This is a genomic window from Halorubrum pallidum, from assembly GCF_055380345.1.
Window position 1 is genome coordinate 1670535 of the sequence record NZ_AP043945.1, and the last position, 12424, is coordinate 1682958.

A 12424-nucleotide genomic window follows, 5' to 3' on the forward strand; every position below is an offset into this window, starting at 1 on the left:
CTCGCGGCACCTTTCTGGTTGATAGAACTCGACGCTTACAGTGCGAGCCGACGCACCGCGAGATAGGATATCCCGGTGAGTCCCGCCCAGAGCAGCGCCGCTACGATCCCAAGCGTCACGAGAGGCGGCGATCCGAGCGCACCAGCAGCGAGCCAGATCGCCACGCCGGCGAGCGCGAGCGCCTGAACCCGCCGGCCGTCGAGCGCGGGGCGCTGTCTCGCGAGCGTCCGGATCATCCCGTGGCCGCCGAGCAACAACGCTAGGAGGTAGCTGATGGCACCGAGAACTCCCAACGGCGACCCGAGCGCCGAGAGCAGTGTCTCTGATTCCGGCGTGGATGCGTCGGGAGGAGCCGACTCGGACGGCGACGTCTCGACCACGGCCGTCGCCGTCTCCGCGCCGTCGATACCGAGGGTAGTCTCGACTCCGAGTTCCACCGTGAGGCGTTCGTCGGGCATCTCTATCTGGCGCGTCGCCGTCGACTGGGGCGGCGTCCCCACCCCGTTAGTGCGGAAGTGATACCGTCCGACTCGTCCCGTATCGACCGTCGAGTTCGCGCCCGAAACCTCAAACCGGGTCGCGGGGGCCACGCGCTCGGGCGCGTCGAGTCGCGGCGTCGGGCGGACGTAGCGCTGACCGCTCGGGGTCTCGCTGAACGGGACAAAGTCGACCCAGCCGGCCGCGGTCACGACGCTGTCGCCGTCCCCCTCCGGGAGGATCGATCCGTGGTAGGGGCCGGTGTCGGCCCCCCAGTAGTTCGACTCCGCGTCGACGGTACGGACCGCGTCGGTCACGAACCGGGCGGAGACGTTCGCGGCGATAAGCGGCTCAACGTCGACTGTCAGGCCGCGCTGCTGGCCGTAGATGTCGTTGTCGACGATCTCGATACCCGTGTCCGTGGACTCGGCGTCGGTGAGCCCGATGGCGCTCGGGAGCGCGTCGGTGACGCGCCGGATGTCGAGCGCACCCGACTCCGCCGCCCGGGTGTGACTGACGCCGTCGGTCCGAAGCACGACGACGGCGTCGCCACCCCAGAGCCGCGCGAATGTGATCTGGCGACGCAGTGTCGAGTCCGCGACGCGGTCTTCGAGCTGTGCCACGGACCCGTTGTCGTCGAGGATCGCTCCCCGGTCGCCCTCGGCCACGTAGACGCCCGTACCGGGGGCGACGTCGTCGATCGCGACCGGGTCGACGTGGGCGTTCGTGTTGAACACGATGTCGTTGCGCTGGACCGTGACGTCGATCACGCCGCGAGTCACGATCCCGTACGCGTTCGCGGCGACGACGTTCTCGGTCACGTCGAGCGTCCCGTTGTGGGTGACCGGACTCGACGCGAGGAGCCCGGCGCCGCCGTTATTCGCGAGGCGGTTGTCCGCGACCTCGACGGCGTTGACAAGCAGATCGGTCGTCACGACGACGCCGTGTCCCCCGCTGTCGGCGACGGTGTTCTCGACGATCGAGAGGTTGTGGGCTCCCCCCCGCGTTCGGACGGCGATCCCCGCGGCGTCGCTCGCGACGACGTCGTTGTCCGACACCACGAAGTCGCTCACGACGCTGCTCTCGATCGCGATCCCGTCGTCGCCGTTTCCGCGCACGTCGTTCCCTGCGATCCGGCCCGTACGGACGGCCCAAGTGCCCAGGTGCAGTCCGTCCTGTCCGTTCCCACGAGCGGTGTTGTTCACAATGCGGAGTTCACCCTGACTCGTCGTCGAACGGACGTCGACGCCGCTTCGGGCGTTGTCCGCGAAGGTGTTCGACCGAAGCGTCACGTGCGTCGAGACGCGCTCGCGCCGCTCTGACTGTCGGATCCGAATCCCGCTCGTCGACTGGGTTATCCGATTTCCGATCGCACGGACCGACGTCTGCGTGCGGGCGGCGACTTCCACGCCCGCGTCGGTGACGGTGAGGTCGGTGTCGCGGACGTGGAGTTCACTCTGGTCGGCCCGCACGGCGATACCGTCTCCTCCGACGTCCGCCATCCGCGTCCCGGCGATCCGAACGCCCGTGACCGTGTCGGCGGCGGCGAAGACGCCTGCGCCCTCGACGTCCCGGATCGTCGAACCGGCGACAGTGAGGCCGCTGACGCGCGTCGACGCCGTCGACTGGGACGCCGCGGGTACCGTGTCCTCACCGACGACGTATGCCGCCCGAGCGCCGTCGGAGAGCTGTGGCACTCCGCCGTCGAGGAGGCTCACGTCGACGGGATAGACGCCTCGAGTGCGCGGGTTTACGACGCCGCCGTACTCGACGAGGAGCCGGTCACGACTGGAGATCCGGACCGTTCGCGAGAGCGAAATATCGACCTGTCTTCCATCGACCGTAACGCCGGTGACCGCCTCACTGAGCGACCGGTCGACGTCACCGTCGCGGTCCTCGTCGAGCCCGATCCGGTCGAGCGTGTCGGCACTGACGTTCTGAACTGAGCTACCGGCGGGGTACCGTAGCCGGAGCGTGTCCGTCGAAACGCCGGCGCCCGGATCGAGCGCGAGCGTGTTCCGCGTCGTTTCGGTCCGCGTCGGGTTGGAAGCGGTGAGTTCGACGCGTTCCGTCACCCCGTTCGACGGGGTCACGTCGATCGCGTGTCCGGTGACATCGCGGATCGTCGACTCTACGAGGGCGATCTTCGGTGCCGTCGGCGTCGCGTCTGTGACGCCGACGCCCGCCGCCGTGAAGTCCCGGAGCGTCGAGTCGGTGAGGCGGACTTCACCAGCTCCGCTCGCGGCGGCGATTCCGGTGGTTCCTCCCCGCAGCGTGGTGTTTCGAAGCGCGAGCCGCGAGTTGTCCGTCCCGTTGTAGCGGATGCTCTCCCACCGTCGGTCCGGTTCCGCCCCCGCAGTCCGTCCGATCGTCACCGGACGGGCTGCCGTACCGCCGGCCCGTAGCGAGCCGCTGACGGTGAGCGTAACGCCCTCCGCGAGCTGCACGTCCGTACCTGGTTCGATCGTGAGCGTCGCGCCCGGTTCGATTTCGACGGATCGGATGACCCGGTACGGTCCGTCTTCGGGCGTCCAGGTCGTGTCAGTCTCGATTGTGGACTCGACGAAGGTGACCTCTGGGGCCGCGGCGGTAGCCGGCGCAGCCGTGACGGCTCCGAGGAGTGCGACGCCCACGAGGAGCATCGCCGCCCACCGGAGCCGAGTGCCACACACAGCGATCTCTCTGTGAATACGATTCGGTTTAGCGGGTAGACGACTTAGTCGTTGGGTTGCGAGGAACCGTCTCGGGACCGAGTCACCACTCGCCGTGCTCATCTGCCGACGGCGACTTTCGATCCGAAATGGCGCCGCATCCGAACCTGACGGTCTCAGCTAGAACGGCGTTCGACAGAGCCGGCTTTATTTAAATGCGTCCCCTCCGTCTCCGTATGCAGACACACGTCGTGCCGGTCGGCTTCGATTACGACCGCATGATCGCCCCGCTCATCCGGGACCAGTTCGACGTCGACCGGGTGATCCTCTTGGAGGGGACGGTCGGCAGCGAGGCCAACGTCGAGTACTCGCGGAACATCGCGCGGAAGCTCGAACAGGACTTCACAAACCTGCTCGGCGCGGAGACCGTCCGCGAGCGACTGACCGACGTGTACGACTACGACGCCGCCTTCGAACGCGCCTTCGACCTGATCAACGCGGAGCTTGATGGCGGTGCGGATTCGGATGACGCGAGCATCGCTGACGACGGCGACGCGATCGCAGACGGCGAGAGCGGCGACGACCGAGAGGTGTGGGTGAACCTCTGTTCGATGCCGCGTCCGGTCTCGTTCGCGTTCGCGACCGCCGCCCATTCGATCATGGTCGAGAGACAGGACGACCGCGACCGGATCCACACCTACTACACCGCCCCCGAGAAGTACCTCGAAACCGAACTCGCTGAGGAGTTGCGGGCGAACCGCGATCTGCTTCAGGAACTGGCGGACGGCGACGGTGGGGGGAGCGTCGAGAGTACGGACAACGCGGACGACGCTGTCGGGGGCAGCGGCGTCGACGCCGACCGCATCGCGGACCGGCTCGCGACGACGACGGACCTGCTCTCCGAGTTCGACGAGCGCGGCACGACAATCGGGGCGAAGCGCATCGGCGACAGCCACGTCATCGAGCTACCCGTCGCCTCCTTCCAGAACGTCAAACCCTTCGAGGAACTCGTCTTGTTCACGCTTGGCGAGCACGGGGAGTTCGCGTCCGTCTCAGAACTGGCCGAGACGTTGGCGGACGACCTCAACGAGGAGTACACCGACTCGTTCCGCTCGAAGGTGATATACAACGTCGACCGCCTCGGCCCCGGCGGAAAGGGGTACATCGAGCGCGAGGAGCGCGGGAAATCCTACCGGACGACGCTCTCGCGAATCGGCGAACTGTGGGTCCGCGCGCACGCCGACGAGGACCGCGATCTGGCGTGATCTCCGGTTGAGGCCACGAGCCACGTCGACCACGCTCGCTCGTCGCCTGCGCGGCGGCAACAGCGACGCCCGCCGCCGGCGGCGGCTCTCGCCTCGGTCCGCGGGGGTACCGTGACCGCCCGCTTTTTATTCGTGGGGCCGGGACGGTTACGGGATGACTTCGGCGGGCGACTCCGATGCGACGACCGGCGGCGACAACCGCGGAGCCGCCGCCATCGACGGCGATTTCGACTTCGCCGTCCCCGCGACCGACCAGTCGTTCGAGAACGCGCTCGCGAAGGCCCGAGACGGAACGCGGCTCGCGGTCGACGATGCGGTCGAACTGCTCGCGACGGGGACGGACCGAGACGGGATCGACCCGGTTCGCAAAGAGGCCGTGTTGGAGGCCGCCGACCGGCGTCGACGCGAGGAAGTGGGCGACGAGGTGACGTTCGTCGCGAACCTCAACAACAACGTCACCACCGCCTGCAACACGGGCTGTCTGTTCTGTAACTTCAAGGACACCGCACACGCCTTCGAGGCCGACAGCGACGCGGAGCACCAAGGCTTCACCAAGACTCCAGCGGAGTCGAGGACGATCGTCGAGGACGCACTCGACATGGGCGTCTACGAGGTGTGTTCAGTCTCCGGCCTCCACCCCGCGCTGGCGCTGAACGAGGAACACCACGAGATCCTCGCCGCACACGACGATCCCGCGAGCGAGGTGAACTACAAGCCCCCGGATCGATACGCCACCGACCCCGGAACCTACCTCGAACAGATCGAGGCGATGTCCGTCGGGGGGATCCACGTCCACTCGATGACGCCGGAAGAGGCGTACCACGCGAAGCGGGGCACCGAGTGGACCTACGAGAGCGTCTACCGCGAACTCTCCGCCGCAGGGCTCGACTCCGCGCCGGGCACCGCCGCGGAGATCCTCGTCGACGAGGTCCGCGACGTGATCTGTCCGGGGAAAATCGGCACCGACGACTGGGTGGCGGCGATAGAGGGGGCGGTGGCGGCCGGCCTCGACGTGACTTCGACGATGATGTACGGCCACGTCGAGACGGTCGAACACCGCGCCGAGCACCTGCAGGTGATCCGCGATCTGCAGGACCGGACGGGGGGTATCACCGAGTTCGTTCCCCTCTCGTTCATCCATCAGAACACGCCACTCTACCGGCACGGCGTCGTCGACGGCGGGGCGTCGCGAGCCGAAGACGAACTGCTCGTCGCAGTCGCGCGCCTGTTCCTCGACAACGTCGACCACGTACAGGCGTCGTGGGTAAAATCCGGCGACGCTCACGGACTCAAGCTGCTCAACTGCGGTGCCGACGACTTCATGGGGACGATCCTCTCCGAGGAGATCACGAAGCGGGCCGGCGGCGAGTACGGCGAGCACCGCTCGTTCGACGACTACGTCGAGATGATCACGGCGATCGGTCGGACGCCGGTGGAGCGCTCGACGGACTACCGGACTCGGCGGCGGATCGATCCCGGGGACGGTCCGCACGGGCCGCGACTCGGCCCGCGGGCCGACGGCACGCCGCTGCTGTCGGACCGATCGTCGCCCGGAACCGGACCAGACGTCGAATCGGCCGGAGCCGACGACTGAACGGACCGCCGATCGCTCTCGCGTCGATGCCTGCCATCGCCTCCCACGAGGGCGACTAATCGCCACGCTTTATTAACCGCCCCGAGTACCCGCGACATGGACCAGTTGCGGCAGTCGCTCCTCGACGCGCCGATCATCGAGAAAGGCGAGTACCAGTACTTCGTCCACCCGATCAGCGACGGCGTTCCGATGCTCGAACCGGAGCTGCTCCGGGAGATCGTCATCCGGATCATCCGGAAGGCGGAGCTGGAGAACGTCGACAAGATCGTCACGCCCGCCGCGATGGGAATTCACATCTCCACTGCGCTCTCTCTCATGACCGACATCCCGCTCGTCGTCATCCGTAAGCGCCAGTACGGCCTCGACGGCGAGGTACCGCTGTTTCAGGAGACCGGATACTCCGAATCGGAGATGTACATCAACGACGTCGAGGAGGGCGACCGCGTGCTCGTCTTAGACGACGTGCTCTCGACCGGCGGCACGATGAAGGCTATCTTAGACGCGCTCACCGACGAGGTCGGCGCGGACGTCGTCGACGTCGTCGCCGTGATCAAGAAGGCGGGCGAGAACGAACTCGACGACACCGACTACAACGTGAAGACGCTCATCAACGTCACCGTCGAGGACGGCGAGGTCGTGATCGTCGACGCGCAGGGCGACGAGTAGCCGCGGTCGCGGAGAGCGAGCCGTCCACCTCGACACCGCGTTCTATTTCCCGACCGGCCGTGCGACGAGCGGTCTCGAAGCGGACACCGCTCGGGAACCGTCAGATTGCGTCGTAGTCCTCGCGGAACGTTTCGAGCGTCGCGGCGAGCACGCCGATGACGATCGGGCCGACGAACAGCCCGGTGAAGCCGATGGAGTAGATCCCGCCGAACACCCCGAGCAGGATGACCGCCGGGTTGAGGTGCGCCTGCTGGTCGATGACGAGCGGCCGCGCGTAGTTGTCGACCATGGCGATGACGAGCACACCGTACACGGCGAGGAACACGCCCGCGGTCACTTGGTCGATAGCGACGAGGTACGCCGCTGCCGGCCCCCAGACGAAGAACGCGCCGACGAGCGGAACGAGCGCGAGCACGGCCATGACGAACGTCCAGAAGACGACGTCCGGGATCCCGGCGGCCCAGAGTCCGATGCCGGCGACGACCGCCTGTAACAGCGCCACGACGATGTGACCGATCACGACTCCGCGAGTCATCGAGTCGACGCGGTCGACGAGATCGGACGTGACGTGCTGTGGCAGCGGGCTCGTCGAGCGAAGCCAGCGCACGAACATCGGTCCGTCGATGAGCGTGTAGTAAACGAGAAACAGCGCCAGAGAGAGTCCGACAGACGCGCGGAGCCCGGTCGTGACGATCCCGCTCACTCCGCCGAACAGCGAATCGATGAGGAGTTGACCGCCCATCGTGAGCAGTTCGCCGACGTCGATCTCTTGTCCGGTCAACGTCTCGATCTCGGCTTCGATCGCGACCACGTCGATGTCGGAGTTTCCCCGCGCGATGTCGGCTAAGTCACGGGCGAACACCCACGAGATGTACGCGACCGGAAGGATGACCGACACGATGGCGGTGAGAATGAGTCCCAGCGCGGAGAGCATGTTCCCGAGCCGACGCGCGAGCGAGGCTCGAATCCGGCGCGACAGGAGCGATCGGAGCCACCGCGAGAGGCGGACGTGGAACGGAAAGAGGATATACGCGAGGATAGCCGACGCGATGACGTACTCGACGAACGGGAGGATGACGAATATCGTCAAAATCGCGACGGAGCCGATGAGCAACAGGAGAAACGACTGGCCGCGGTTCATACCCGTTCCGTCTCGCTGCCGCGATATAAACGTGGCCGCAGCCGGGAGCGCGGGCTACAGTCAGGCGCTCGCTTCGTCCTCGTCGAGCCCCGGTGCGGCGCTCGGGTCGACCTCGTCCGGCTCTTCGGTTTCACCGCCGACGACGGTCTCGCCCTCGTCGGTCTCGACGTACACGTCGTCCGCGAAGCCGGCGAGCGCGTTCTCGTACTCCGCGGTTTCGAGCCGCTCCGGGGTCTCCGGGGCCTCCGGGACGCCGGCAGCCGGCCGAAACGCGCCGAGCGGGTCGTCGATCGTGATCTCGTGGTCGGTGAAGAACTCCTCGTAGCGCCGGTAGTGAGCCTCCAACTCGTCGGCCGGTATCTCCATCATCTCCGTCCAGCCGTGGTTGAAGAAGTCGAAGTTGGCCTGCACGTGCGTGATCTCGCGGGCTTCGGCCTCGGTGAATCCCGTCTCCAAGGCCGCCACGTACGCGACCATCGTCGCGTCGAAGAACCCGTCGAGGTGGTCGCGGCGCTCCTCCCGGCGGTCCTCGTCGGCCTTGTTGAGGAAGATGCTCGTGTGGAGGTCGACGAGCTTGTCGTTCGCGACGTCACCGATCACCGGCGTCGTCAACGCCTTTTTCGCCGCCCAGTGACGGATGTTCTGCCGGATCTTCATACCGTCCGTTGGGACGCGACGGTCTTGAATCTGTGGCGTCTGCGAGCCGAATCCCGGCTGCGTCTCCGACTCGACGCTCGTCTCCGTGATTCTCCGAGCGTGTCGGCGGCGTCGAACTGACCAATCGTTTCGTCGACCACCGCGTGAGCGGTGGTGTGTCACGGCTGCCAGCGCGGATGACAACCCACATTAACCATGAATCCGAACGCCCGCGTATGAGTGATTCGTACGTGATCATCGGCGACGGTATCGCGGGTGCGTCCGCGGCCGAGACGCTCCGCGAGGAAGCGCCCGACGCCGAGATCACGGTTCTCACCGACGAGGGAGAGTCCCTCTACAACCGGATTCTGATCAAGGAGTACGCGAAGGGCAAACTCCCCGAAGCGCCGATCTCGATTCACCAAGAGTCCTGGTACGACGACCACGACGTCGACCTTCGACTCAACACCGTCGTCGTCGATATCGACGTGGAAGCGGACGCCGTCCACACCCACGAGGGCGAGACGTTCGAGTACGACTCGCTCCTTTTGGCCGTCGGCGGAACGCCCCAACAGCTCCCCGTCGAGAACGCCGACGCCGATGGGATTCACCACTTCTGGACGTTCCAGGACGCCCGGAACATCAAAGAGAGCGTCGAAGACGCGGAGCAGGCGGTCATCGTCGGTGCCGGACTGCTCGGCATCGACTTCGCCGCCATCTGCGGTGCACAGGACGTAGAGGCGAAGTACCTCATGCGTGGGGACGCGTGGTGGCGCTACGCCCTTTCGAAGGAGGGCGCGGACATCATGCATGACGCGATGCGGGAGCGGGGCGTCGAACCCGTCTTCGACTCCGGCGTAGACCGCTTCGAGACCGACGAAAACGGGCACGTCGAGGCGGCCGTCGATCCGAACGGCGAGCGCTACGAGTGTGACTTCGCCGGCGTCGCCATCGGACTCAACTTCAACACCGAACTCGTCGAGTCGACACCGATCGGGACCGAAAACGGGATCGTCGTCGACGAGCACATGCGCACCACCGTCGACAACGTGTTCGCGGCCGGCGACATCACTACGTTCAACGATCTCATCCTCGGCGAACAGGCGAAGAACGGCTCGTGGGGGTCGGCCAAGGAACAGGGGACGATCGCCGCTCGAAACATGGTCGAGTACGGCTCCGAGGAGTTCGAGTGGGTCTCCTCGTACTCGATCACCCACTTCGACTTCCCGTTCCTCTCCTTCGGTCACCCGACGCTCGGTGACGAGTCGGCCGAGGCGACGACCGACGACAACGAGTGGCGGCGCGTGGCGCTCAAGGACGGCAAGGTCGTCGGCGGCGTTCTCATCGGTGACCTCTCACCGCAGTCGGCGTTCAAGCAGTTGATGCGTGAGGGGCGCGACGTGAGTGGACAGACGGATCTGCTCATGGAGCCCGGATTCTCCGTCGACGACCTCGCACCGACGACCGAACAGTAGCACGGCGTCGGTCAGGTACCTTTTCCCGTTCGGACGACGTATCCGCTGTATACCATGTCTCGCGGCGCTCCTGACGACCGATCAGAGTCTCCAAGCGAGGGATTCTGTACGTCGTTTCTCGAAGGGAGCACAGATCCGATCCTCTCGGTCGATGCGGACGGTGCGGTGACGTACGCGAATCCGGCCGCAGAACGAACTCTGGGGTACGACGCGTCGGACCTCCTCGGTCGGCGTCTGGGATCGCTGATTCCTGAAGATGTTCCCCGGGCACGCTCGCTCCGCGAACGGCTCGCGACTCCTCCTCGGCTCGTTGATGGGGGAGACGTTGCGATCCCGCTCGGAGCGAGCGACGGCACGGTACAGTCGTTTTCGGCGCGGTTTCACGAACACGACCCCGGAGACGGACCCGTGTACACCGGGGTCTTTCGCGAGTGTACCGATCCCGACCGAGGTCGCGATTTCCGGACGTACCGAAACCTGATCGAACACGCCGGACACGCGATCTACGTCACAGACACCGACGGCACAATCGAGTACGTCAACCCCGCGTTTAGCGAACACACCGGCTACGAGCCAGAGGAAGCCGTGGGAGAGACGCCGGCGATCCTCAACTCCGATGAGATGCCGCCCGACTACTTCGACTCTCTGTGGGAGACGATCCGATCGGGCGGTGTGTGGGAAGAGGAGATCGTCGATCGGAAGAAAGACGGCACGCTGTACCACGCCCACCAGACAATCGCGCCGGTGTTCGACGGCGACGGAGGCGTTTCTCGATTCGTCGCCATCCAGACGGATATCACGGATCGGAAGGCGGCGGAAGGTCGATTGAAGCAGTACCGAGATGTCGTCGAACGGCTCGCCGACCCGATCCTGTTGCAGAACCGCGACGGCGAGTTCGTCCTGCTTAACGAGGCGGTGAGCGAGTTCGCCGGCGTGCCTCGCGAAGACCTGTACGGGGCAGACGAGACTGCCTTCATGGACGAGGAGACGGCCGTCGAGATCGCCGATCGACGCCGAGAGGTTCTGGAGACCGAAGGGCCCGCAGAGTACGAGGTGTCGCCGACGTTCCCTGAGAGCGGCCGAGACGCGACGTTCAGAACCCAACGGTACCCGTACTACGACGGCGACGGCGAACTGACGGGGACGTTCGCGATCTGTCACGACGTCACCGAACTCAAGCGCCGTGAAACCGACCTGACGCGGTACGAGCGTGCCGTCGAGGGGGCGACCGACCTAATCGCAGCTATCGACCGCAACGGACAGTTCCTGTTCGCGAACGAGCAGTACCGGTCGTATCACGGGATCGGCGCGGAGATGGACATCTCCGATCTCACCCTCGCAGATGTCGTCGACGACGAGCAGTACCCCGACGTGAACCGTCAGGTCCGACGAGCCCTCTCGGGGCAGACGGTCGAGTACCGCACGACGCGAACCCATCCGGCTCGGGGAACGCGGCGCTTCGACGCCCGATACTATCCGCTAGGGCACGCAGAAGACGGAGCTTCCTCGGTCGACGGCGTCGTCGGCGTGCTGCGGGACGTAACGGACTCCGAGAACCGCGCTCACCAACTCCGCGTCGTCGATCGCGTGCTTCAGCACAACCTCCGGAACGCGATGACGGTGGTTCGCGGGCGGGCGAAACAACTCGCCGAGTGGGACGATCCGGCGGTCGCGAACGCGGCCGACGACGTGGTCGACCGGGCCGCTGCGCTGCTGTCGACGAGCGAAAAGGCGCATCACATCACCGAGGTGTTGAGCGATCCGCCGGAGACTGAACCCCTCGACGTCACGCGTATCGTCGAGGAAATTGCAGAGGCGGTCGCGAGCGAGTTCCCCGAGGCGTCGGTGTCGGTGTCGACTCCGGACGGGCCGGCGACCGCGTCGGCGACGACGTGGCTCAGCCGCGCCGTCGACGAACTGTTCCGGAATGCGGTCGTCCATCACGACCGGGACGCGCCGACCGTCGAGGCCACGGTCCAGACGACCGAGGACGCGGTTGAGATCGTCGTCACCGACGACGGACCGGGACTGTCCGAGATGAACCGAGAGGTGCTTGAGACGGGCGAAGCCGTCGACGCCCTGTACCACGGGAGCGGTCTCGGCCTGTGGCTCGTCTACTGGGTCGTCCAGCAGTCGGGCGGGTCGGCACGGGTCGAGGACGCAGATCCGAGGGGGACGGTTGTGATCGTCACACTCCCGCGGCCGGTGTGATCGACGGCGATCCGTGACTGCGGGCGCGCGAACCGATCTGTCGGCGAAATATTTATCACCATCTATGATGTGTGTTAGCGTGTGACAATGTGCAATACAGACAAACGGATCCGGATCCGACGCGTCGGCCTCATTCCGGACGATACGCGGGTTCGCCACTTCGACGAACTCGACGAAGACGCACAGGTCGCGGTCAGAGAGCTGGCCGGTCGACCGCAGACCGGGCAAGCTCTCGGCGATCTCGACGACGGCGACGTGGTGAAGTTCACGGACTACTACCAGATCCGCGCGCGCTGACCGCCGAAGCG

At 66.0% G+C, this 12424-nt stretch carries 9 protein-coding genes; 6 read left to right on the forward strand and 3 right to left on the reverse strand.

The window, feature by feature from the left end; all coding sequences use genetic code 11:
• Window positions 1–35: 35 nt before the first annotated feature.
• Entirely contained in the window at window positions 36–3149 is a 3114-nt protein-coding gene (locus ACZ45C_RS10125; protein WP_464374316.1) for a right-handed parallel beta-helix repeat-containing protein, read from the reverse strand.
• 215 nt (window positions 3150–3364) lie between these two features.
• On the opposite strand from ACZ45C_RS10125, the gene ACZ45C_RS10130 reads away from it, so the two are divergent.
• The 3 genes from ACZ45C_RS10130 (at window position 3365) to hpt (ending at window position 6653) form a co-directional block, all read left to right on the forward strand.
• Window positions 3365–4393 (forward strand): HFX_2341 family transcriptional regulator, encoded by a 1029-nt coding sequence (locus tag ACZ45C_RS10130; protein WP_460558918.1) that lies wholly within the window; start codon window positions 3365–3367, stop codon window positions 4391–4393.
• Between the two features lie 154 nt (window positions 4394–4547).
• Entirely contained in the window at window positions 4548–5987 is a 1440-nt protein-coding gene (cofH, locus tag ACZ45C_RS10135; protein WP_460558920.1) for a 7,8-didemethyl-8-hydroxy-5-deazariboflavin synthase subunit CofH, read from the forward strand.
• A gap of 96 nt (window positions 5988–6083) precedes the next feature.
• A complete protein-coding gene (gene hpt / locus ACZ45C_RS10140) occupies window positions 6084–6653 on the forward strand; it encodes a hypoxanthine/guanine phosphoribosyltransferase (RefSeq protein WP_049982181.1) in 570 nt (189 codons plus the stop codon).
• A 100-nt stretch (window positions 6654–6753) separates the two neighbouring features.
• Here hpt and ACZ45C_RS10145 read toward each other — a convergent pair whose 3' ends face one another.
• On the reverse strand, window positions 6754–7794 hold the full coding sequence (locus ACZ45C_RS10145; protein ID WP_460558922.1) for an AI-2E family transporter: 1041 nt from the start codon (window positions 7792–7794) through the stop codon (window positions 6754–6756).
• 60 nt (window positions 7795–7854) lie between these two features.
• Complete coding sequence (locus ACZ45C_RS10150; protein WP_460558924.1) at window positions 7855–8451, reverse strand: DUF6149 family protein; 597 nt, start codon at window positions 8449–8451, stop codon at window positions 7855–7857.
• Window positions 8452–8666: 215 nt separating this feature from the next.
• Between ACZ45C_RS10150 and ACZ45C_RS10155 the strand changes: the two genes are divergently transcribed.
• The 3 genes from ACZ45C_RS10155 to ACZ45C_RS10165 all read left to right on the forward strand — a co-directional run bounded on the left by ACZ45C_RS10155 (window position 8667) and on the right by ACZ45C_RS10165 (window position 12413).
• Entirely contained in the window at window positions 8667–9905 is a 1239-nt protein-coding gene (locus tag ACZ45C_RS10155; RefSeq protein ID WP_460558926.1) for an NAD(P)/FAD-dependent oxidoreductase, read from the forward strand.
• A gap of 54 nt (window positions 9906–9959) precedes the next feature.
• Window positions 9960–12116, forward strand: a complete 2157-nt coding sequence (locus ACZ45C_RS10160; RefSeq protein WP_460558928.1) for a PAS domain S-box protein — start codon at window positions 9960–9962, stop codon at window positions 12114–12116.
• 87 nt (window positions 12117–12203) lie between these two features.
• Complete coding sequence (locus tag ACZ45C_RS10165; protein WP_460559154.1) at window positions 12204–12413, forward strand: hypothetical protein; 210 nt, start codon at window positions 12204–12206, stop codon at window positions 12411–12413.
• The last annotated feature ends 11 nt before the right edge of the window (window positions 12414–12424 follow it).

Excerpts from the sequence above, each read along its gene's own strand:
- ACZ45C_RS10130 (WP_460558918.1), top strand. The coding sequence starts at position 3,365 with ATGCAGACACACGTCGTGCCGGTCGGCTTCGATTACGACCGCATGATC.
- cofH (WP_460558920.1), top strand. The coding sequence starts at position 4,548 with ATGACTTCGGCGGGCGACTCCGATGCGACGACCGGCGGCGACAACCGC.
- hpt (WP_049982181.1), top strand. The coding sequence starts at position 6,084 with ATGGACCAGTTGCGGCAGTCGCTCCTCGACGCGCCGATCATCGAGAAA.
- ACZ45C_RS10145 (WP_460558922.1), bottom strand. The coding sequence starts at position 7,794 with ATGAACCGCGGCCAGTCGTTTCTCCTGTTGCTCATCGGCTCCGTCGCG.
- ACZ45C_RS10150 (WP_460558924.1), bottom strand. The coding sequence starts at position 8,451 with ATGAAGATCCGGCAGAACATCCGTCACTGGGCGGCGAAAAAGGCGTTG.
- ACZ45C_RS10155 (WP_460558926.1), top strand. The coding sequence starts at position 8,667 with ATGAGTGATTCGTACGTGATCATCGGCGACGGTATCGCGGGTGCGTCC.
- ACZ45C_RS10160 (WP_460558928.1), top strand. The coding sequence starts at position 9,960 with ATGTCTCGCGGCGCTCCTGACGACCGATCAGAGTCTCCAAGCGAGGGA.
- ACZ45C_RS10165 (WP_460559154.1), top strand. The coding sequence starts at position 12,204 with ATGTGCAATACAGACAAACGGATCCGGATCCGACGCGTCGGCCTCATT.